Here is a 22,076-nt window from a genome sequence, read left to right on the forward strand (position 1 = left end):
GAGCGGGCGTGAACCGAAGCGAAGACGACACCGACGCCGAGGCGCGGCGGAGCAGTGCAGCAGCGCGGGCGAAGCGACGGCGTCGCGTCGCGGTGGCGCTGCTCGTCCTGGTGTCGGCGAGTGTGGCGACGGTGTGGCTGCAGCGGCGCACGATCGCGCAGGGCTTTGTCGACCGCGAACTGGCAAAGCGGGGGGTGGCTGCACGCTACACGATCGAGCAACTCTCCCCCTGGCGTCAGCGGCTGACCAACGTCTCGATCGGCGACCCGCGCAATCCCGACCTCACTGCCGACTGGATCGAATTGCGCACGGCGCTCACTCCCTGGCGCGCCGAACTGCTGGTCGCAAAGGCGGGGACGGTGCGCCTGAAGGGCCGCATCGTCGGCGGCACCGTCTCGTTCGGGTCGCTCGACCGGCTGATGCCGCCGGCGTCGGGCAAACCCTTTTCCCTGCCTCGGCTCAGCGTGGAGGTGGCGGACGCGCAACTGCGGCTGGCGAGCGACGCGGGGCTGGTCGTGCTCGGCCTGCGCGGCAAGGGGCTGCTGACCGACGGGTTCACCGGCACCATGCGCGCGCAATCCGAGCGGCTGCAGTTCGGAGGCTGCGATCTCCTCAGCCTGGGCGCCGAGATGCAGATCCGTATCCGCAAAGGCGCGCCGAGCCTCACCGGGCCGCTGGCGGCGCAGCGACTGGCGTGCGGCAATGTCCAGGCCGCGCGGCCACACGGGGAGGTGCGCGTGACGCTCGATGCATCGCTCGCCGGCTGGCGCGGCGATGCGCGGCTGGGGCTGGCGTCGCTGCGGTCTGGCTACGGCACGCTCGGCCAGACCGATGCGCAGATGGACTTCGCCGGGGATCGCACCCGGACTGCGGGGCGGCTTACGCTGCACGGTGCCCGCGCGACGGCCGAGGCTGTCCGTGCCCGCATCGTCGAAGCCTCCGGGCGCTACGCGGTCGGCACGGTGCTGGCCTTCGACGGCCGCATCGGCCTGCGGGATGCGGCGATTTCGCGAGCGATTCACACGCAAATAAACGGCTATCGCAAAGCAGTAGCAGGTACGCCGGTCGGGCCGCTTGCCGCCAAGTTTGCCTCGGCAGTGCAGGCCGCTGGCCGGCGGTTCGACGGTTCGGCGACGCTCGGGGTCGCCACGCGGGGCAGCGGCGCGACGGTGCGCGTGAACGCCGTAGACCTCACCGCGCATTCCGGTGCGCGCCTGCGGTTCGCGGGCGAGCAGGGCGCGGTGCTGGATATGCCCAAGGGCGCGGTCGCACTCGCCGGGCAGCTGTCGCTCGGCGGCGGCGGCATGCCGGACCTTGCGCTCGACCTCCTGCAACGCCCCGGCAGCGACCAGCTCCAAGGCACCGGCACGCTGCGGCCCTATGCGGCGGGCGGCGCGCGGCTGGCGCTGGCGGACCTCACTTTCACCATCCGTGGCGGGGCAGGGACGGCGCGTACCGTCGCCACGCTGTCCGGCCCGATCGGCAGTGGCCGGGTGGACGACCTCTCGATGCCGCTGGTCGCGCGCTGGAACGGGACGAACGTGCTGGTGAACCCGGCATGCGAGACGCTCGGCTTCGCCCGGATCACCGCCTCCGGCATGGTGCTGCGCGGCCATCGCCAGCGCCTCTGCGCGACGGGCCCCGCGATGCTCGCCTGGGACGGCAGGCGCCTGACCGGCGGCGTCCGCACCGGTGCGATCGCGCTTGCCGGCAGCATGGGCAGCAATCCGCTCAGCCTCGCCGCGAGCGATGCGCGCTTGGACTTGGCCCGACAGGCCTTCGACCTCAGCGGCGTAGCGGTGCGGATGGGCGCGGATCGGCCGACCCGGCTTGAGATCGGCCGGCTGGATGGCAGGTTCGGCGGCACGCTCGGCGGCAGCTTCGATGCGCTGGGCGGGCAGATCGGCGCGGTGCCGCTGGTGCTGTCGCAGGGCAAGGGCAGCTGGCAGGTCTCCGATGGCGGGCTCGCGCTGCTCGGCAGCTTCCGCCTCGCCGATGCCGAGCCGAGCCCGCGCTTCGAACCGCTGCTCGCCCCCGCAGGCCGGCTGACATTGCGGGACAACCGGATCGAGGCGCAGGCCGATCTGCTCGGCACCAAGCGCCCGGTGGAGGTCGCAAAGGTCTCGATCACCCATGATCTCGGCAAGGGCGAGGGCCAGGCGCTGCTCGACGTGTCGGGCATCCGCTTCAAGACCGACGGGCTCCAGCCGTTCGACCTCACCCCGCTCACCCTAGGCGTGATCGCCGATGTCGACGGCACGGTTGCCGGCTCGGGGAAGATCGCCTGGAGCAGCGAGACGGTCACCAGCAGCGGCCGCTTCACCGCCACCAACGTCGCGCTGGCCGCGGCATTCGGCCCCGTGCAGGGGCTCACCACCGAGCTGAACTTCACCGACCTGCTCAACGTGCGGACCGCGCCGGGGCAGGTGGCGAAGGTGACCGAGATCAACCCCGGCGTGCCGGTGCGCGAGGGCGTGTTCCGCTACCAGCTGCTCGACAGCCGCCGGGTGCGGGTGGAAGGCGCGCGCTGGCCGTTCGCGGGCGGCGAACTCGTCCTCGAGCCGACCACGCTCGACTTCAACGAGGCGGGCAAGCGCCGCATGACCTTCCAGGTGAAGGGCGTCGACGCCGCCCTCTTCCTCAAGGAAATGGCGTTCGACAATCTTGACGCCACCGGCACCTTCGACGGCACGCTGCCGATGATCTTCGACGAGACCGGCGGCCGGATCGAAGGCGGCGAGCTGCGCGCGCGCAAGGGCGGGCACATCGCCTATGTCGGCGAGGTCTCGCGCGAGAATCTAGGCACATGGGGCAACATGGCGTTCCAGGCGCTCAAGTCGCTCGACTATCGCAACCTCGCGATCCGAATGAACGGGCCGCTGGCGGGCGAGATGATCACCGACATCAGCTTCTCCGGGCTCAGCCAGGGGCAGGGCACCAAATCCAACTTCCTCCTCCGGCGGCTGGCCAAGCTGCCGCTCGTCTTCAACGTGCGGATCAACGCGCCCTTCCGCCAGCTGCTCGATTCCGTGCAGTCCTGGTACGACCCGCGCCGTCTGGTCGAGCGCAACCTGCCGGCGTTGATCGAGGAGCAGAAACGTGCGCAGGAAGCGGGCCCCCATGCGGTTCAATCCACCGTTCAGCCCGCCGAAAGCACAACCCGTCCATGAAAGGCATGTCTATGAGCTTGGAAGCATGAAACAGGGTTCGTCTCTTCGGCTAGCCACATGCGGGATCGCCCCGCTGGCGCTGCTCGGCGGCTGCGTGACGGTGAACGCGCCCGACAAGCCGATCGTGATCAACCTCAATATTTCGATCACCCAGGAAGTGGTCTATCGCCTCGACAACAAGGCGAAGGCCATCATCCAGGACAATCCGGGGATTTTCTGATGCGACAGTTGCTCTCGACCTTCGGCATGGCAGCCGCGATCGCGGCGGGCGTTATCGCCCCGGCCTACGCCCAGCGCGACCCCGCCTATCAGGCGGCGCGCCAAGAGGGGAAGGTGGGCGAACAGCCCGACGGCTATCTGGGCATCGTCGGCGCGGCGACGCCCGAGCTGCAGGGAATCGTCAACAACATCAACATCCAGCGCAAGCGCCAGTACACCCAGCAGGCGGCAGCGAGCTCGACCGTCGAGCAGATGGCGTTCGTCACCGGCTGCAACCTGATTCTGCGCACCGCCCCGGGCGAGAAGTATCGCGCGCCCGACGGCCGCTGGCTGACCCGCGGCAACGACGCGCCGGTGCGCGACCAGCGCTGCCTCTGAACTGTTCCGTATAGCGAGGGCTTACCCTCGCTTACGTCCTCCGCCGCCCCGTCCCGCCTAATCGGGCGGGGCGCATGCGCTCGGCCTCTGGTTCGTGCAGGCGCACCGCCAACAGCACGAAGGGACGGGCGCGAACTCCATGCATCGCCGATATTCGCCTGCTGCCGCCCGCCGCGCTTGCGCCTGGCTGCGTCTCGCGCCGCTGGCCGCGGTTGCGCTCGGCGGGTGCACCCGCGCCGGCGAGGGGCTTGCGCCGCGGAGTTTCGATCGTCCCTGGGTCCCCGCGACCAGCGCCAGCGGCGAGATCCTGCCGGTGCCGACGGGCCAGGCCGCGGCCGTGCTGCCGGGCGGCTATGTCCTGCCGGAAAATCCCGCACTCGCAACGCTGCCCGCCGCGCCCGAGACCGATCCGCAGCACGTCTACACGCTGGCCGAGCTGCTCGACCTGGCGCACACCGCCAATCCCGGCCTGCGCGTTGCCTGGTACGAGGCGCGCAGCGCGGCGCTGGTGCCCGGGATCATCCGTGCCAGCCACGGACCGCGCATTGCCGCCACCGGCGTCGGCGGCGGCGTGGTCAGCAGTTCCTATCTCGGCAAGGGCGCGAACGGCGAGGACCGCGATTCCAGCGGCGGTACCGCGGTCGCGGCCATTTCGCTCGAATGGCTATTGTTCGATTTCGGCGGCCGCGAGGCGCAGATCGCCGCCGCGCGTCAGCAGGCGCTGGTTGCGGACATCGCCTTCACCGCGGAGCACCAGCAGGTCACCCATCAGGTGGCGCTGGCCTATTATGACGACGTCGCCGCGCGCGCCCGTTCGGCCAACGCCGATCGCGCCGTGGAGCTCGCGGCGCAAGTACAGGCATCGGCCGAGGCGCGCTTCCGCCGTGGTGTCGGCACCACCATGGAAGCGGCGCAGACCCGGCAGGCGGCTGCCCAGCTGCGGCTTGCCGCAGTCCAGGCGCGTGCGGCGGCGACCGACGCCCGGTTGCGGCTGATCACCGCAATCGGCCTGCCGCCGTTCACGAAGCTGCGCATCGCCGATGCCGCCGATCGAACGCTGTCCCCCGCGATGGCCGAGCTGGCGGAGGATGCGGTTGCAAAGGCGCTCTCCCGCAGGCCGGACATGCTGGCGGCGCTCGCCAGCCGGAAGGCGAGCGAGGAGAGCGTGCTGGCCGCCCGCGCCGACTTCAAGCCCAAGATCTTCGCCTCTGGCACCGCTTCGCACATCCGCGGCAACCGCGACCTGACCACGCTGCCGGGCGCCGGCGGGGGGTCGGCGACGCTCAACGTCTTCGGGCGGCGGACCAGCGGTTCGGTGCTGGTCGGCCTGCGGGTGCCCTTGTACGATGGCGGGCTCCGCGCCGCCCGGCTCGAACAGGCGCGCGACCGCGTGGAAGGCGCGTCCGCCAAGCTGGAAGCGACGCGTAATCGCGCGGTGCTCGAGATCGTCACCGCCGAGAACGGGCTGCGTGCGGCGCTGGAAGCAAATGCCGCTGCCGAGGAATCGCGCAGCGCCGCGCGCACCAGCTTCGCTGCCGTCTTCGCCGCGTATGGGAGCGGGGTGGGCGCCGTCGCCGAGGTAAGCCTCGCCCAGCAGCAGTTGCTCGCGGCGGAAAACGCGGTGAGCGATGCGCGGGCATCGGCACTGCGCGCGGCGGCGACGCTGGCGCTGGCGACCGGTACGCTGGGCGCCGCGCCCGAGTGACCGGTTAGCCGGGCACCTCACCTGCGCTAGCGCTCGCTTACGCCGAGCGGGTGCGCGGGCCCCTATCGTTGCGGCCATCCAGCGGGCCGTTCCCGCGTTCCATCTGCCTGGCGCTCGGGGAGGCACCGTGTCTACGAAGCCGTTCGATTACGCAGCCGGACCCGATTATGCGGGCAGGACGGCGGCAATCATCGGGGGTGGGGTGATCGGCGCGTCCTGGGCGGCGCTGTTCGCGGCCAACGGGCTGAACGTGGTGATCAGCGATCCCGATCCGGATATCGAAACCAAGGCCCGCACCCGCATCGTCGCCGCAATGCCGGCGCTGGTGGCGCTGGGCCATGCCCCGTTCGACATCGCCGCACGGGTCCGCTTCGTCGACGATCATGCGCACGCCGTCGCCGACGCGTTCATCGTACAGGAATGCGGCCCCGAGCGGCCGGGCTTCAAACAGGGGGTTTGGGAAGTCGTCGAGGGGGCCGCGCCGGCCGAGGCGCTGCTGTGCAGCTCCAGCGCCGGTATCCCGGCTTCGCTCCAGCAGATCGAGATGCGCGACCATGGCCGGCTGTTGATCGCGCATCCGATCAACCCGCCGCACCGGATGCCGCTGGTCGAGGTGGTGCCGACCCCGACCACCGATCCCGAGGTGACCGCCCGCGCCGTCGCCTTTTATGACGCGCTGGGCAAGGTGACGCGCGTGATCCGCAAGGAAGTGCCCGGGTTCGTCGCCAATCGCCTGCAGGCGGCCATCTTTCGCGAGTGCGTCGCGCTGGTGTCCGGCGGCGTGGTGACGATCGACGAGCTGGACGACATCGTCACGACGTCGCTCGGCGTGCGGCTGGCCACCTCCGGCCCGTTCCTGTCCCTCCACCTGAACGGCGGGGACGGCGGGCTTCCCCATTCGATCGAGCAGCTCGGCCCGCCGATGGAGCGGCTATGGGAGTCGCTGGAGATCGCGACCTTCGATCCCGTCACCAGGGAGCTGATCGCGCGGCAGGCCGATCAATCCTATGGCGCGTGGCCGATCGCGCAGCTGGCCCGGACAGGCGAGGCCAGGGAAATCGCCGTGCTCAACGCGCTCGCGGGCGCCTGACCCTTCAGAACCGCGTCCTTCGGTGCGGCCGGGGGCGCGAAGATGCCGACGCCTGGCGTTGCTCGATCCAGGCGATGAAGCGGTCATGCCCCGAAAATTCGAAGCGGATCTCGTCGCCCAGGCTGCGCACGATCGGGCAGGTGAGGAAGCGATCGATGTTGCGCGACCAGATCTGCCACATGCGCGGCCGCACATAGCCCTGCTCGCGCAGTTCGTAGAGCTCGAGGATGAGGTGGAGCACCTGCAGCAGCCCGGGCAGGATCCGCGCGACTTCCTCGGGGGGCAGCTCGGCGGTCCAGATCGGCAGCAGCTCGGTTCGCAGCACATGGCGGATGGTCTGCAGGCGATCGGAAAAGGACAGGAAAATCTGTGCGTTGAGCTGGCGGGTATTGTTCCGCATGCCGACATAAACGGCGATCATGCCGACGAACACGCCACCGGTGGTCATCAGTCGAAGAACAGTTTCCAGCATCACGTCCGTCTGCAACAGCCGCCTGACTCCCTTGCCCAGGGACATGTCAGGCTAGGCGGACCATCGCACCGGCAGAGGTAAGGAGAGGTTAGTCGGCCATGCTGGGCAGCAGGGCGCGCGCGGCGCGGATGTCGGCATAGGCTTCGTCGCCTTCCATGGTGGCGAGCACCGGTGCCAGGATCGCCTGCGCGGCGCTGGGTTCGGCAAGCCGTGCCAGCGCGGTGGCCGCCCGCAAGGCCCACAGGCCGGCGCCCTGTTCCTGGGCGAGCGCCAGCGCCTGCTCGAAGCGGCGCTGTGCTCCGGTTCGGTCGCCCGAAGCGTATCTGGCTTCGCCGTCGGCGCGGAGAATTTCCGCCGTTGCCCATTGCGGTGGACTGGCTTCGGCGCGTGCTACCACATCGGCATCGCACAACGCGGCGCAGGCGGTGACGAACACGTCCTTGTCGTGCGGTAGCGGCGGCCGCAGCTGCTCCAGCGCCGCCAGCTGCGGCACCTTGCCGAGCCGCAGATCGGCGAGGCGGGCAAACCAGGCGGCGAGCTCGGCCATATAGTTGAAGCGGTTGGCCTCGGCAGTGCGGGCGAGCAGGTCGGCATAATGGCGCGCGAGCTCGTCGTCCCCCAGCCACAGCGCGATCGGGCAGGCCGCGCTGCTCAGCAGGTAGCAGAGGGAGTTGGAATTGCGCAGCCGGTGGGCGTCGATCGTCGCTTCCATGATCAGCGCCTTGGCGCTCTCCAGCCTGCCCTGGATGGCCAGCGTCACCGCATGGTTGCCGCGCGTGATCGTGGCATGGTCGAAGCGCAGCGCTGCGCCATAGGAACCCCGCCCGGTGAGGCTTCGGACAAGGTCGCCACCGATTTCCGCGGCTTCGCGCACGCGTCCGGCCCGCAACGTCATGATTCCGATGACGCGGCGGGCAAAGGCCTGCAACTCGGGGTCGACGCCCGATCCCTCCGGTCCCAGCATCTGCTGGGCGAGGGTGAGTGCTGCTTCATGATCCCCCATGATCGTGCGGTGGCCGGACAGCAGCCAAAGTCCCGTGGCCCGCGCCAGGGGATCGCCGATCTTCTTGCCGATCCGCAGCACCTGGGTCGCCGCGCGGACAAATGCCTCGCTCGGACGATCGGCATTGTAGAGCAGCACGCACAGACCATTCTGGAGCTGGATTTCCTCGGGCCCACCGGTTTCGCCGAGTGCTTCCAGCGTCGCCAACGCGCGCTCCAGCCAGGCATTATATTCGCCGAACTGCGATATGCCGAGCCAGAGCGGTGCCGATGCGATCGTCAGCCGCACGCCCACACGCCTGTCCCCGGCGTCGTCGAGCGACCAGGCCAGGGCCGCGCGGACATCGTCGATCGCCGGGCCATAGCGCTCCCACCAGACGGCGCGTTCCAACCGCGACCAATCGGCCTGTGCGCGCGCCAGCATACCGCCCACCCATTCGGCGTGGCGACGTGCGGTTGCGGCCGCCAGCCCGGACGCGTCGAGCTTGCGCCGCGCATAGGCCTTGGTCGTCTCAAGCAAGCGATAGCTGACGCCCTGGGGCGTGGTGTCGACGACGAGCAGCGACTTGGCTGCGAGGTGCAGCACCGTCCGGGCGGTTTCCGCCTCCGCATCGTCCTCGATCGCCGCGACCTGCACGGCGGCGGAAAGATCGAACCCCGACCGGAAGATCGCGAGGCAGCCGAGCACCGTGCGCTCGGCCGGGGAGAGCAGCTCGAAGCTCCAGTCGAGCATCGCCTCCAGCGTCTCGTGTCGCGCCAGGGTGCGCCGGCCGAACGCGAGCAGCGACAGGCGAACGGTGAGCCCGCTCGACAGTGCGTCCAGCCCGACCATCGGCACCGCGGCGGCGGCGAGCTCCAGCGCGAGCGGCAGCCCGTCCAGCGACCGGCACACCGTTGCGATCTGCCGGGCATTCTGCGCGGTGATCGAAAATCCGCCCATCGCCGCGCCGAGCCGCTCCACGAACAGCGCGACGGCGGGGCTGTCGGCGATCATCCCCGGCGTGTCGGCGACGGCGGGGACGGGCAGGGGCTGGAGGTGCACCTGCATCTCGCCGGGCACGCGGATCGGTTCGCGGCTGGTGGCCAGCAGCTTCACCCGCGGGCAAGCGCGCAGCACCGTATCGACGACATGGGCGACGACGTCGATCAGATGCTCGCAATTGTCGAGCAGCAGGATCAGCTCGGATTCGCGCATGCGATCGACCAGGACGCCGGGCGTGGTGTCGCGCCCCATCGGGCTCTGCAGCGCCGCCGCCGCCGCTGCCGCGACATGCTCGACGGTGGCGCAGTTGGTGAGATCGACGAAGCACACCGGCATCGTGGCCTCGATCCCGGCGAGGGCGGCGAGCGCGACGCTGGTCTTGCCGATTCCCCCCGCGCCCACGATGGTGACGAGACGGTGAAGATGGAGGCAGGCGAGCACCTGGGCTACGCTCTCCTCGCGGCCGATCAGCCGATTTACCTGGAGGGGCAGGGGGAGCGGCTGGAAGCCTGGGGCGGTGCGGGCCTCGTCATTCTCCTCGCCCGCATCGGCGATGGTGACATCGGCGCTGAGCCGATAGCCCCGGCCCGGCACGTTGACGATCTCCACGTCGCTGTCGGCGGCCCGCAGCGCGCGCCGGATCGCGCTCATGTGCACGCGCAGGTTGTTCTCCTGGACGAACAGGTTCGGCCAGACATGCTCGTTTATTTCCTGCACGGAGACGACGTCGCCGGCGCGCTCGGCAAGCAGGGCGAGGATGGCGAGCGCGCGTGAGCCCAAGCCGACGCGGACGCCGCCGTTCAGCAGTTGTTCGCGTTCGGGACGAAGCTCGAACGGGCCGAACCGCAAGATTCTTTCGGTCATGGCTGTCCCGCCATTGGTGCTACCACCCGCGTCCCCCCGAACATACCGTTAGCGCTAACCTATGCGCGAATTAGCAGCTCTTGGCATCTGTTAAGTGGGGCAGTGTCGCGGTCTGGAGTATCCGCCACGAGCAGAGGGAGACGATCGGCAGGATGTTCGACGCCGCCCAATCATCATCATGGGGAGACTGTGTATGTACCGGGCAGATCCCGCCGTGCCGGCCCGTGCCGGCGACGAACCGTCGATCGACGAACCCGCGCCGGAGGCCGTGCGCGGCCAGCTAGAGCGGCTGCGCACCCACGCGTTCGCCGGTTCGGGCAAGCTCTTTTCCTTCCTCCGCTTCGTCGTCGAGGAGGCGCTGGCGGGGCGCGGGGCGACGCTCAAGGAACTGGTGATCGGCATCGAACTCTATGGCGGCGTGGTGGATTATGATCCGCGGATCGACTCCACGGTGCGGGTCGAGGCTCGGCGACTGCGGCGCAAGCTCGACGCCTATTATGGCGGGCAGGGTGCGCGGGATCCGGTGATCATCTCGATGCCGACCGGCAGCTACGCACCCTGTTTCCGCCTGCGGGTCGATGCAGAGCCTGTGCCGCCGACGCCGAGCGAACCGGCCGTCTGCGCGCCGATGCTGGCGGTGCTGCCCTTTACCGCGCTGTGCAGCGAGGAGCGGGCGTTCGCCGCGGGCCTTACCGACGAGCTGATCCATGCAGCGGAGGGCTCCGCCCGCTTCCGCGCCGCGCCGCGGGCGATCATGTTCCAATTCCGCGAGACCCGCTATTCGCTCGACGCCGTCGCGGCGGAGACGGGGGCCGATCTTGTGCTGCACGGCACCGTGCGATCGGCGCAGGACGTCCGGCGGATCGCGGTGGAATTGTCCAATCGCTGGGGCCAGATCCTGTGGTCCGATCGCATCGACGTTGCCGGGGACGGCGATCTCGGGGCGCAGGAGCGGATCGCCGCGCACCTCCTCACGCGACTGCCGGCGGTGTTGGCGGAGGCAGGCTGACCGCCTTTTCGCTTTGCGGTGCCGGCGCCGTGGCAAGCGCGTCGGCGTCGCGGGCAAGCGTCTCCAGCGCCGCCTCGGCCCCCGGTTGCGCGAGCAGCAGCGGCGACTCCAATTTGCCGATGCGCACCAGCAGATCGCGCCGTGCGTCGATCCATGGGTCGGACGGGCGGAGCCGGCCTGGCTCGAACGCTGCGAGCGCGATCGAGCGGCGTATCGCCGTCGCCGCAGCCATCGCCTGGACGACCAGCGCCGCGCGCGCATCCCCCGCGGCGCTTGCCGCGCGGTGCAGCAGCACGACCAGCCGGGCGATCGCCGGATCGATCGTACCGGCCATCGACACCGGCCAGAGCCGGGTGAACAACAGATAGGAGATGCCGGTGCCGAGCAGCACGCCCAGCACGCGGTCGCGCGAGACGCTGAGGTCGAACTCCGGCCCATGGCCTTGAAGCGTGCACAGCAGGAAGGCGAAGCCGAGCTGGAAGCCTGCATAGGATATGCGCGCATCCCCCGCCGCCACCCAGCTGGCGAGGAACATCCCCGCGGCGACCACCAGCAGGATCCCGGTGATCGTGGTGATCGCGGGCAGCACATAGACGAGCGTCGCCAGCCCCAGCGCCGCCCCGACCAGGCAACCGGCGATGCGCAGCGACAGCTTCTCGATCGTCTCGGCCGCGGTGCCGAGCCCGACGATGTAGCAGGTGATCATCGCAGTATGGATGCCGGGCCAGTCCCACAGCGCGAACAGGAGGTAACAGAGCATCGCACCGATGGTGACCTTCACTGCATATTCGGCATGCGCCGGGTTGGTGAAGGCATCGGGGACAAAGAAGCCGGCTTTCTCCGCGTGTCCGCTGGTCGGCGGCGGCGCTGGCGTTGTGGCGAAGCCGGTGATCGCGTCGGTCACGGTGGCGAGGGCAGGCGCGAGATCCGCTGGAACTTCGGACGGCCACCACGGCGCGTCGATCCCGATCGGATAGCCGCCGCCGGCAAGGATGGCGGCCATCGCACGCAGCGTCGGGGCAAGCGCGGCGGCCAGGGCTTCGCGCAGCGCCGCATCGGGACACCGGTCGATCAGGTCGACGGCGGCGAGGATCCGCACCGTCGCCGCAGCGGCGGCGCCATAGGCCGCGGCGGCGCCGGGCGCCAGCGCCCCTTCCAGCTTCGCGAGCTTGAGCAGCTTCGGCGTGTCCAGCGCCGTTTGGTGGCGGAGGGCGTCGAACCGGGCGCGGTCCGCATCCCCGGGGGCGACAAGCAGATCGGCTGCGCTGCCAAGCGCACGCGCGAGCAGTTCCCCGGCGAGCCGGCGCGGCGCCGGCGCGATCAGCAGGTCGGCAAGCACGGAGACGCCGGCGGGCACCCCGACGAACAACAGGGCATAGAGCAGCCCGCGCGTCGCCAGTTCGCTGGCCGGGAGGCTGCCGAGCAGATCGAGTACATAGGCGGTGATCAGCGCCATGCTCGCCGCGAACGGGCGCAGCTTGCTGGCCGAGCCCAGGAACATCAGGCCGAAGGACAGAACGGCCATCGCCACCGTTCGCCAGAAGGGGACGTCGATCAGCAACGCGGTCACTGGGACCAGCGCGAAGACTAGCGCCGTGATGAACAGCTGCATCACCACCGCCAGCAGGAGGCCGCTCGTCCGGTCCCGACGATTGAGGAACAGTCCCAGATAGACGATCAGCGCGGGGTCCGGGATCTCGAACCAAAGACCGATCAGCCCCGAGACGCAGCAGACCAGGGTCAGCCGCAGCGCATAGGCGAGCCGCCCCGGCGTATTCGCCCAGAGCGCGGCACAGGCCGTACCCAGCGGGCTTGCTCGCTCAAGCTTTGCAGGCACTGCCGGACCGGATCTGAATCACCGCGCTCGCGCCCAGCCGTACCAGCGTCGCGGGCGGCGCGAGCAGTCGGACACGCACGGGGAAGCGCTGGGCGACGCGCACCCAGTTGAGCGACTTCTCCACATAAGGGAGCGCGCGCGGCACGTTGATCCGCTCGTCGTCGAGCACGCCCGCGCCGATCCCGGTCACCACGCCGCGGACGGGTCGGGCGCGGTCGGTCATCGCATAGACGGTGGCGCAGTCGCCCGGCGCGATCCGCTTGAGTTCGGTCTCGCGGAAATTGCCCACCGCAAACCATTGGTCGGCGTTGACCAGCGTGAAGATCGACTGGCCGGGGGCGATCATTTCACCCGACAGCACCGTGAGACCGGTGACCCGGCCGGCATGGTCGGCGCGGACGACGGTGTTGCCCAGCGAATGCTCGGCAATCGCCAGCGCGGCTTCGCGCGCCTGGATGTTGGCGGCCGAGCTGTCGGTGGTGTCGATTGCCGCGGCGGTCCCCTGGCGCTGGGTCGTCGCCTGGCGCAGGCTGGTGGCGGCGTCGCGCTCCTGGGTCTCGGCCTGGTCGAGCTGCTGGCGGGGGATATAGCCCTGCTCGGCGAGCGGCCGTAGCCGCGCAACCGTTCGGCGAGCGAGCGCGAGATTGGCCTCGGCGCGGGCGATCTGCTCGGCGGCGACGGTGGCGGCGAAGCGCTGGGTGGAGACCGCACGGCCCTGGCTGGCATGTGCGGCGCGGGCGAAGGCGAGGTCGGCACGCGCCTGGGCGACCGCCTGCTGATAGGGCACGGGATCGATGCGAAACAACAGTTGGCCGGGGCGGACGAGTTGATTCTCGGTCACCGCAATCTCGACGATGCGACCGCCCACCGCAGGTGCGACATGGACGACTTCGGCATCGATCGACGCGTCGTCGGTAGACGGGTGGGCGCTGCTGCGTTGCAGGGCGTAGATGCCGAACGCCACCGCGAGAAGGATGACGGCGATCGATACCAGCCGGGCCCCCAGGCCGAAACGGGCCTTGCCTTCGACGCGCATCGTCACAGCCCCACACAGAGCGAGGCGACGAGCAGCCCCGTGGTGGTGCCGATCGCGGTGCACAGCAGCAGCTGGTAGGGCAGCCGGTGCGACAGGCCAGAGACCACCATCAGCGTGCGCGCGACGCCGGCCGCGACGCAGCCGATCACCGCGCAGGCCAGCCAGATCGGGAAATAGGCACCGAAGAACACTAGCGAAGGCGCCCCCCGCGCGCAGCCGGCGGCGGGCACTGCGAGAAACGCGGCGGCCACGCGCACCGCGATGCTGTCCGGCCTGCCGAACCGGGTGGATAAGGGGCTGGCACGCACGTCGCCGTCTCCGAGATTGCTGTCGGGCCGGGTTTCGCCGCGCGGGCGATGCTTCGGGAGTGAGGCCGGGTTGGTGCGATCGGCTCACCCGGGCTAACGTCCCGCCTTGCCTGCGGGGCTAGAAGGCAATCCGCTCCGCTTGGGAGAGGATGGAGCGAGTGGCGGCGGGAGCAGGCCGGCTGCGCGTCCCAGCCCTCTTGCGCGCGTCGCCGGCCGGCTCCCGTCTTTTAGGGAACCAGCCGATCCGCCAGCCAGCGCGCGGCGGCGTCGGGGCTCTGCTTGTCGGTATCGCGGTCGACCAGGTAATTGGCCTGCCGCATCCGCTCGACCGGCACGGCGCCGATCAGCGGGCGGAGCGCCGCCTGGAAGCGCGCGTCGTTCGCATGTTTCGGCGAGACCAGCAGCACCGCGTCATAGCCCGGGATCGCGCCCTTGGGGTCCTTCAGCACCATGAGGCCCTGCGCGGCGATCCGGCCGTCGGAGGAGAAAGCGGGGATCACGTCGGCGGTGCCGCTGGTCAGCGCGCGGTACATGAAGGTCGGCTGATAGGGATGCGCCTCGGCGAAGCGCAGGCCATAGGTGCGCTGCACCGCCTTCCATTCGGACCGTTCCAGGAACTCGATATCGGTGGCGAGCTTGAGCGACGGGGCGACCTTGGCGAGATCGGCGATCGTCGCGACGCCGCGCCGCTTGGCATCGTCGCCGCGCATCACGAAGGCATAGGCGTTCTCGAAGCCCAGGCTTCCCAGCAGCGTGACGTTGCTGGTGCGCTTGGCCCAATCGGCGACGCCGCGGACGATCTCGGTGCGGGGCGGCACGTCGGTGCGGTGCATCTGGTTGGTCCAGATCGTGCCCGAATAGTCGACATAAACGTCGATCGCGTCGCTCGCCAGCGCGCCATAGGCGACGCCGGAGCCGAGTCCCTCGCGGTAGCGCACGCTATAGCCCGCCGCCTCCAGCCGCGCGCCGATCAGCCGGGCGAGGATATATTGCTCGGAAAAGCCCTTGGCGCCGATCGTCACCACCCCGCGGCTGGCGGGCCAGGCGGGTGCGAGGGCGGCCAGCGCACCGGCGGCAAGCAGGCCGAGGCTTAGCCACACCAGCACGCGGCGGCGGTGCGCGATGCCCCATTCGGCCAGCCCGAGCAGCGCGTCGACCGCCAGCGCGAGCCCGGCGGCGGCGATGCAGCCGGCCAGCACCAGCGCCCAGTTCTGCGTCTGCAGCCCGGCAAAGATCAGGTCGCCCAGGCTCGGCTGGCCGACGGTGGTGGAGAGCGTCGCCGCGCCGATGGTCCAGACGGCGGCGGTGCGGATGCCGGCCATCACCATCGGCGCGACCAGCGGCGCCTCGACCAGCCGCAGCTTCTGCCAGCGGGTCATGCCGACGCCGTCCGCCGCCTCGCGCACCGCCGGGTCGAGCGTGACCAGGCCGGTCACCGCATTCCGCAGGATCGGCAGCAGCGCGTAGAGGGTGAGGGCGAGCAGCGAGGGCAGGAAGCCCAGCGCCGGGATGCCGCCGCCGACCAGCGCGGAAAGCGACAGCAGCAGCGGATAGAAAAGCGCGAGCAGCGCGAGGCTGGGGATGGTCTGGACCAGGCTTGCCAGCCCCAGCGCTGCGCGGGCGACGCCGCGATGCCGGGCGGAGAGCACCGCCAGCGGCAGGCTGATCGCGATGCCGAGCAGCAGCGCGGCGAAGGCGAGCAGGAGATGCTGCGCCAGCAATTCGGGCACGCGGGCAAAGGCGGCGGTCATCGGGCGAGCGCCGCCAGCCGCTCGGCCTGTTCTCGCGGCACCGCGACCAGCGCATCGGCCGACGGGCCGCCCTTGCCGGCGAGCAGGTCGCGCGGGGTCGCATCGCCGACGACGCGGCCCGCCTCCATCACCAGGATGCGATCGGCGAGGAGCAGCGCCTCGGCCATGTCGTGGGTGACCAGGATGGTGGTGAGCCCCATGGTCTCGTGCAGCGCGCGGATCGCCTTGCCCAGCGCGTCGCGGGTGACGGGGTCGAGCGCGCCGAACGCCTCGTCCATCAGCAGCAGCTTGGGCGACGTGGCGAGTGCGCGGGCGACGCCGACGCGCTGGCGCTGTCCCCCGGAGAGCGCGTCGGGCATCCGCCCGGCCATGGCTTCGGGCAGGTCGACGAGGCGCAGCAGTTCGGCGACACGCGTCTGTCGATCCTTGACCCCGGCCAGCTTGAGGCCGATCGCGACATTCTCGCCGACGGTCAGATGCGGGAACAGCCCGACATTCTGGAACACATAGCCGATCCGCCGGCGGAGCAGGTGGGGCGGCTCAGCGTCCACGGGCGCGCCGTCGATCAGGACGCGGCCCTCGCTAGGCTCGATCAGCCGGTTGACCATCTTGAGCAGCGTCGACTTGCCCGAACCCGAGGCGCCCACCAACGCGACGAAGCTGCCGCCGGCGATCTCCAGCGACACCCCGTCGACGGCCCACGCGCCCTTCGCATAGGATTTGCTGACGCCTTCGAAGGCAACGCTACGCAACGGGTCCGGCATCGCCCATGCTTGTGGGCAATGTCGCGGCAAAGGTCAAAGCGCGCGCTCAGTTGGGCCGGATCGCTATTCCCGCCACCACCGCGTCGCCGCCGACCGGCTCGAACGCCAGCACCAGCCGCCCGCCGCTGCTCTTCACCGGGAAGCTGCGGGTGACCGCCTTGTTGGTGCCGCCCGCCGCCTGCATTGGCGAGAAGCCCTCGATCACCCGCTTGCCATCGGCGAGGACCGCAAAGCTGCGCGCGGCGCCCTTTGCCGCGTCGGGCTCGAAGCTGGCGATGGTCACCGTCCAGCTGCCATCGGGCAGGGGGATCTCGTAGCCGAACCTGCCCTCGCGGTAGCTGCCGAACAGCGCCGGGCTGTCTGTGCCCTCCACCTTGGGCGGCGGCGCGAAGGGCGAGCGGCCGGCCAGCACCTTGGCGGTGCCGCCGCGGAAAAAGTCGTCCGAGCCGTAGCGGTCGCCGCCCATCGTGCCGCCGACCAGCGCGCCGGAATCGATGAACACGCCCTTGCGCGGATCGGGGCCGGTCCAGTCGAGCGCATCGCTGACCTGCTTGCCGCCGATCGTGGCAGTGGCGACGAGGTGGTTGGCCCCCGGCGCCAGCGCCACGCCCGGCCACACGCAGATCCGGTCCGGGCAGGCAACCGTGCCCACCGGCTTGCCGTTGACCGACAGCGACACGCGATCGGCGTTGGAATAGCCGCGCACCTCGGTCACCGCATAGGCGCGGTCGACATAGCGGCGGCCGTTGAGGTGCAGCGTCGGTGCATCGGACCAGTTGGCCTTGAGGAAGTAGAAGGCGTCCTTGCGGGTCTTGCGATCGTAGGAGACGAGCCCCTTGGTGTTGATGTCGGTCGCATCGCCTTCGTTGCGCATCGTCGTGGCGAAATCGAACAGGTTCCACAGCCAGCTCGCCGCCAGATAGGGGCGCGCGCGGATCTGCTTCCAGTTCTCCTCGATCGCGAGGCTCTGATATTCCTCCGGCTGCGGACGGCCATAGGCGGCGACCGGGCCGCCGCGCGGATTGTCGCTATGCTGGGTCATCGCGCCGCCGGCACCCCATTCGCTGAGGCCCATCGGCAGGTTCGGGTGCTTGGCATGCAGCGCATCGAGCGCGGGGCCGACGCCGTCCAGATCGCCATAATACCAGCCATAATAGCGGTTGAGCCCCATCACCTGGGTGACGCCGTTGAGGCTGGGCGCGCCCTGCATCGACAGGACGGATGGCGTGTCCTCGCAGCAATCGGCATAGACGGTGGGACGGCTGGGATCCTCGGCCCGCGCCAGCCGGTCGAGCTGCTCCAGCATCGCACGCGACTGGGCCGGCTTGCCGCGCCCTTTTCGCATCGCGTCGATCGCCGCGCCGATATCGGCCTCGTTGCCGACCGACCAGAGCAGGATCGAGGGGTGGTTGTAGTTCTGGTGGATCAGCTCGCGCAGCTGCTCCTCGGCATTGGCGATCGTCTCCGGGGCGGGGGGCTGGCTGGGATCGACATTGGCCTCATGGACGAACGGGAGCTCCGCCCACACCACCATGCCCGCCTTGTCGGCTTCGTCGGTCCATTCCTGGGCGTGCTGGTAATGGGCGTGGCGGATCGTGTTGGCGCCGATCTCGAGCGCAAAGGCCATGTCGCGGGCATGGTCCTCGGGCGTCAGCGCCCAACCCTTGCCGCCGACGTCCTGGTGGCGCGAGACGCCGTGGAGCGGGGTGACCTTGCCGTTGAGGATCAGGCCGCGGTTGGGATCGAAGGCGAAGCTGCGGATGCCGAGCGGCTGAACCTGTCGGTCGATCACCCGGGCGCCGTCGCGCAGCTCGCTGACGACGCGGTAAAGATAGGGGGCGGCGCGGCCCTGCCAGAGGTGCGGGTTGGCGACGGTGAGGCTGCGCTCCACCGCCAGCGCCTGGCCGGCTGCGAGCGTGGCCGGCGCGCGATCGGTGGCGACGGGCTTGCCGGTCGCGTCCTGGATGGTGGTGGTGAGCGTCAGCGTGCGGGCGCGGCTGCCGAGATTGCGCAGCAGCGTCTTGGCGGCGACCTCGGCGCGCTCGGCCGAAACCTTGGGGGTACGCAGATACACGCCCGGCCCGCCATGATCGGACAGGTCGATATGCGCGTCCTCCACCGCGACCAGCCGCACCCCGCGATAGATGCCGCCCTGCACGAAGAAATCCCCGCCGAGCGGGATGACATGCTCGGTGCTGCTGCCTGACGCCGAGGCGCTGTTGTCGGCGCGGACGGCGAGGCTGTTGGCGCCCGGCTTGAGCGCGGCGGTCACGTCAATCCGGAAGCGGCCGAACGCGCCGGCATGGCGGCCGACATGCTGGCCGTTCACCCACACATCGGCGATCTTGGAAACGCCATCGAACTCCAGGAAGAGCCGCCGCCCGGTCAGCGCGGTGGGGACCGTAAAGCTGCGGCGATACCAGCCCTGGCCCTGCCGCATGTCCGCATCAGCCGCGCGGGTCACGGCATAGGTGCCGACCTTGTTCCAGGTATGCGGCACCGTAACCTGCTGCCATGCGGCATCGTCAAAGCCGGGCAGCGCGGGTGCCGTTTGTGCGTCGCCGAAATGGAAGCGCCAGCCGGTGGAGAGATCGGTCGTCACGCGGGGCCCGGCACTGGTCTGCGCCTCGGCAGATACCGGCGCCACGATCGCTACGGACGAGAGCAGGAGGGCGGCCAGAGCCGAAGGGGTGCGCATCGCGATGTCTCTCCCATGGCGATCGCTCGGGCGTCGCCTTATTGGTCATACCACTCGCATGGCGGTGGCCTGTCAATCAAGATCATCGCATGGATGCAAATGCATCACCCGGATTTATACAATCCCTCCTAAGGTTCGTCGGTAGAAGTCGAGCGTCAGCGCCATCGCCTGCAGGAACAGCGCGGGATCGTAGCGCGGGCCTTCGTCGCGCAGAAAGGCGTGCTGCGCGTTGAACTCATGCCAGGCATAGGCGGCGCCGACTTCCTCCAGCCGCGCCCGGATCGCCTCGCGGCCGGGGAAGGGAATATGCGGGTCCTGCCGCCCCCAGACGAGCAGCAGTTCGGCCTTCAGTTCGGCCATGCGCGCGAGGCTGTCGTCGCTGCGGCCTTCGCCAAGCGTGCCCGAGTGGATGTCGGTGGGATAGAAACAGGCCGCTGCCGAGACGCGCGGATCGAGCGCGGCGCGATAGGCGAGATGGCCGCCCAGGCAGACCCCGAAGGTGCCGAGCTTGCCCGAGCAGGCGGGGTGCTCGGCCAGCGCGGTCAGCGCCGCGGTGGCGTCCGCGTCAAACGCGGCGACCGGCTTGGTGATCTTGAGCGCGTTGCCGCGATCCGTGCCCGCCTGGTCATAGGCGAGCACCGTGCCGGCAGGCTCGTACTCGTGATAGACCTCGGGCACCGCGACGAGCAGGCCATTGCCCGCGAGCATCGCCGCCAGCCGCCGGATCGGCGCGGTGACCTGGTAGATCTCGGAGAAGAGCAGCACGCCGGGGAAGCGCCCCTCCACCGCCGGGCGGAACAGGTGCATCCGCATCGTGCCGCCGCCGGGCACCTCGATGTCCTGCGTCTCGTCGCTGCGGATGATCATGGGCTGCTCCCTTTGCTAATTCAGCGGCGGCTTTACACGAGAGCGCCCATGGAGGAACCCGTCCCGCCCCACCAGCCGTCATCCCGGCAAAAGCCGGGATCCATTGGTGCTCCGTCGCGGCTCTTGCTGGCACCGAGGAGCGACTGGATCCCGGCTTTCGCCGGGATGACGATGGCTGGGGAAGGGATCACGCCCCAAGGGGGGTGAGCGCTATCCACAGATTCGTGGCCGCCCCCGCTGGACAGCCCGGCGCCCGCCCGAATAGCGGCAGGCGCATGCCAGTCATTGCTACCATCATGAATTCGAACACCGGCGAACCCATCCAGAAGATGACGTTCAACCGCATGCCCAAGCCCTGGGCGTCCTTCACCCTCGCGAACGGCGAGCTGGTCCAGGCCAGCCGCGTCGATATCGGCAAGCCCGCACCGGGCAAGGTCGTCGTGCCCGTCCATGTCTGGGTCGCGCCCAAGAAGACCGACCGGCAGGACGATTAAAGCCAGCCGCCCCTAAAGCCAGCGCGCTGCAGCCCGCGACGGATATGCGGGTTGCGGCGCATCACCTCCCAGACCAGCCCACTGCGCAGGTTCTCGATCATCAGCAGGATCGGCCCCTGGTCGATACCGAGATGGTCGCCGTCGACCCAGCCGATGCCGGGCACGATCTTGCCATGCTTGAGCGGTGCGGTCGTGCGGGTGAGGGTGGGGTTGAAGCTGTCGAGAAAGCCATAGCGGCCATAGATGCCGCGGCCGTAGCGCGCATGTATCGTCGCCACCGCGCGGCCGGCCAGCTCCGGCTCGAATGCGATCGAGGCTGCCGCCGCCGTCGGCGCCAGCGTGCCGTCGTCGCGATCATCGGGGCCACGCGCGGAATAGCTGAAGAATTCCCGTTCGCGCCCGCCGATCCGCTGCTTGAAATCGCCGGGACCGTCGCAGGCGGTCAGGCCCCACACGTCCTCGCCGTAGCCGGACCACCCGCCCGGATTGGCGATCGCATAATTGCGCTGCGCCCGCACCGCGCGGCGGCTGTTCTCGAAATAATCGATGCCCTTGGCCGCCATGTAGGGATCGCGGATGCCGCGGAAATCGATCCAGCAATGGCTGTACTGATGGATGAAGAGCGGTGCGAAATGCAGGTGCGGCTCGCCCCATTTGTCGCTCCACTGCGCGTCGAAGCGCGCGGTCCAGGCGGCCCAGGTCTCGGGCGGTAGCGGGTGGCTCGGCGAGCCCAGCGCCAGCACGTAGAGGAGCAGCCCTTCGTTATAGATGTTCCAGTCCGAGGGGATGAAGCCGCTCTCGGGATGCCAGCCCATCGAGACGAAGGGCGGGCGCGGCGTGATCCAGGTCCAGTCGACCGCCGCGTAGAGCTGATCGGCCAGCGTGCGGATCTCGGCCTCTTGCGGATCGTCGGCATCGAACCAGCTCTGCGCGAACAGCACGCCGCCCAGCAGCAATGCGGTATCGATCGTCGACAGCTCGGCGCGCGCGAAGCGGCGGCCCTTGGTGGTGCCGAGGAAGTGGTAGAAGAAACCCTTGTAGCCGCTGGCGTCGCTCTGCCCGTCGCCCTGGGGCGCGGCGGCGAAGAAGCGCAGCGTGGCCAGCGTGCGGGTGCGCGCCTGCTCGCGGGTGATCCAGCCGTTGGTGACGCCGATCGGATAGGCGGTCAGCGCGAAGCCCACCGCGGCGATCGAGGCGAAGGAGGGGGTGGGCCAGCGATCGGGCGCAAGGCCGGTCTCGGGATCGGTGGTGTCCCAGAAATAGCGGAAGGTGCGTTCTTGCAGGTCGCGGATCAGCGGGTCTGCGCCCGGTGCGGGGCCGGCGGCGCCGATGCGGGTGCCGGGCTGCGAGCATGCGCCCGCGAGGCCCGCCAGCGCCACTGCGCCGGAGCCGAGCAGTTGCCTGCGATCGATCATGAAAGGTTCCCGAAA

At 69.8% G+C, this 22,076-nt stretch carries 17 protein-coding genes; 7 read left to right on the plus strand and 10 right to left on the minus strand.

The window, feature by feature from the left end:
- Nucleotides 1-8: 8 nt before the first annotated feature.
- The 5 genes from QZ670_RS08435 to QZ670_RS08455 all read left to right on the plus strand — a co-directional run bounded on the left by QZ670_RS08435 (nucleotide 9) and on the right by QZ670_RS08455 (nucleotide 6,562).
- On the plus strand, nucleotides 9-3,170 hold the full coding sequence (locus QZ670_RS08435; RefSeq protein WP_294253863.1) for a YdbH domain-containing protein: 3,162 nt from the start codon (nucleotides 9-11) through the stop codon (nucleotides 3,168-3,170).
- A 25-nt stretch (nucleotides 3,171-3,195) separates the two neighbouring features.
- Nucleotides 3,196-3,390 (plus strand): YnbE family lipoprotein, encoded by a 195-nt coding sequence (locus QZ670_RS08440; RefSeq protein WP_294253864.1) that lies wholly within the window; start codon nucleotides 3,196-3,198, stop codon nucleotides 3,388-3,390.
- Nucleotides 3,390-3,767: a YdbL family protein gene (locus QZ670_RS08445; RefSeq protein ID WP_294253865.1), complete on the plus strand. Its 378-nt coding sequence runs from the start codon at nucleotides 3,390-3,392 to the stop codon at nucleotides 3,765-3,767. Before QZ670_RS08440 ends, QZ670_RS08445 begins: the two co-directional genes overlap by 1 nt.
- A gap of 139 nt (nucleotides 3,768-3,906) precedes the next feature.
- Nucleotides 3,907-5,472 carry a TolC family protein gene (locus tag QZ670_RS08450; RefSeq protein ID WP_294253866.1) on the plus strand — a complete coding sequence of 522 codons (1,566 nt, stop codon included), beginning with the start codon at nucleotides 3,907-3,909 and terminating at the stop codon, nucleotides 5,470-5,472.
- 127 nt (nucleotides 5,473-5,599) lie between these two features.
- Complete coding sequence (locus QZ670_RS08455; protein ID WP_294253867.1) at nucleotides 5,600-6,562, plus strand: 3-hydroxyacyl-CoA dehydrogenase NAD-binding domain-containing protein; 963 nt, start codon at nucleotides 5,600-5,602, stop codon at nucleotides 6,560-6,562.
- Nucleotides 6,563-6,566: 4 nt separating this feature from the next.
- Here QZ670_RS08455 and QZ670_RS08460 read toward each other — a convergent pair whose 3' ends face one another.
- Nucleotides 6,567-7,049, minus strand: a complete 483-nt coding sequence (locus QZ670_RS08460) for a hypothetical protein (RefSeq protein ID WP_294253868.1) — start codon at nucleotides 7,047-7,049, stop codon at nucleotides 6,567-6,569.
- Between the two features lie 73 nt (nucleotides 7,050-7,122).
- Complete coding sequence (locus QZ670_RS08465; RefSeq protein WP_294253869.1) at nucleotides 7,123-9,882, minus strand: winged helix-turn-helix domain-containing protein; 2,760 nt, start codon at nucleotides 9,880-9,882, stop codon at nucleotides 7,123-7,125.
- Between the two features lie 193 nt (nucleotides 9,883-10,075).
- Here QZ670_RS08465 and QZ670_RS08470 point away from each other — a divergent pair, with 193 nt between their 5' ends.
- Entirely contained in the window at nucleotides 10,076-10,891 is an 816-nt protein-coding gene (locus QZ670_RS08470) for a hypothetical protein (RefSeq protein WP_294253870.1), read from the plus strand.
- Here the strand turns inward: QZ670_RS08470 and QZ670_RS08475 are convergent.
- From QZ670_RS08475 to QZ670_RS08505, 7 genes are all read right to left on the minus strand, one after another.
- On the minus strand, nucleotides 10,854-12,728 hold the full coding sequence (locus tag QZ670_RS08475; RefSeq protein ID WP_294253871.1) for an FUSC family protein: 1,875 nt from the start codon (nucleotides 12,726-12,728) through the stop codon (nucleotides 10,854-10,856). The two genes, QZ670_RS08470 and QZ670_RS08475, sit on opposite strands and share 38 nt — an antisense overlap.
- Nucleotides 12,712-13,764: a multidrug transporter subunit MdtN gene (gene mdtN, locus QZ670_RS08480; RefSeq protein WP_294253872.1), complete on the minus strand. Its 1,053-nt coding sequence runs from the start codon at nucleotides 13,762-13,764 to the stop codon at nucleotides 12,712-12,714. Before mdtN ends, QZ670_RS08475 begins: the two co-directional genes overlap by 17 nt.
- 2 nt (nucleotides 13,765-13,766) lie before the next feature.
- A complete protein-coding gene (locus QZ670_RS08485) occupies nucleotides 13,767-14,072 on the minus strand; it encodes a hypothetical protein (RefSeq protein WP_294253873.1) in 306 nt (101 codons plus the stop codon).
- Nucleotides 14,073-14,299: 227 nt separating this feature from the next.
- Nucleotides 14,300-15,823, minus strand: coding sequence for an ABC transporter permease/substrate-binding protein (locus QZ670_RS08490; protein ID WP_294253874.1), 1,524 nt, complete (start codon nucleotides 15,821-15,823; stop codon nucleotides 14,300-14,302).
- Entirely contained in the window at nucleotides 15,820-16,587 is a 768-nt protein-coding gene (locus QZ670_RS08495; protein WP_294253875.1) for an ATP-binding cassette domain-containing protein, read from the minus strand. The genes QZ670_RS08490 and QZ670_RS08495 overlap by 4 nt, the downstream gene beginning before the upstream one ends.
- 46 nt (nucleotides 16,588-16,633) lie before the next feature.
- A complete protein-coding gene (locus QZ670_RS08500; RefSeq protein ID WP_294253876.1) occupies nucleotides 16,634-19,285 on the minus strand; it encodes a glycoside hydrolase family 2 TIM barrel-domain containing protein in 2,652 nt (883 codons plus the stop codon).
- A 114-nt stretch (nucleotides 19,286-19,399) separates the two neighbouring features.
- Nucleotides 19,400-20,152 carry a dienelactone hydrolase family protein gene (locus tag QZ670_RS08505; protein WP_294253877.1) on the minus strand — a complete coding sequence of 251 codons (753 nt, stop codon included), beginning with the start codon at nucleotides 20,150-20,152 and terminating at the stop codon, nucleotides 19,400-19,402.
- 296 nt (nucleotides 20,153-20,448) lie between these two features.
- On the opposite strand from QZ670_RS08505, the gene QZ670_RS08510 reads away from it, so the two are divergent.
- On the plus strand, nucleotides 20,449-20,646 hold the full coding sequence (locus QZ670_RS08510) for a hypothetical protein (RefSeq protein ID WP_294253878.1): 198 nt from the start codon (nucleotides 20,449-20,451) through the stop codon (nucleotides 20,644-20,646).
- Here the strand turns inward: QZ670_RS08510 and QZ670_RS08515 are convergent.
- Nucleotides 20,643-22,061 (minus strand): glucoamylase family protein, encoded by a 1,419-nt coding sequence (locus tag QZ670_RS08515; protein WP_294253879.1) that lies wholly within the window; start codon nucleotides 22,059-22,061, stop codon nucleotides 20,643-20,645. The two genes, QZ670_RS08510 and QZ670_RS08515, sit on opposite strands and share 4 nt — an antisense overlap.
- Nucleotides 22,062-22,076: the final 15 nt, after the last annotated feature.

The sequence above is a fragment of the uncultured Sphingomonas sp. genome, from assembly GCF_913774285.1.
GTDB lineage: Bacteria > Pseudomonadota > Alphaproteobacteria > Sphingomonadales > Sphingomonadaceae > Sphingomonas.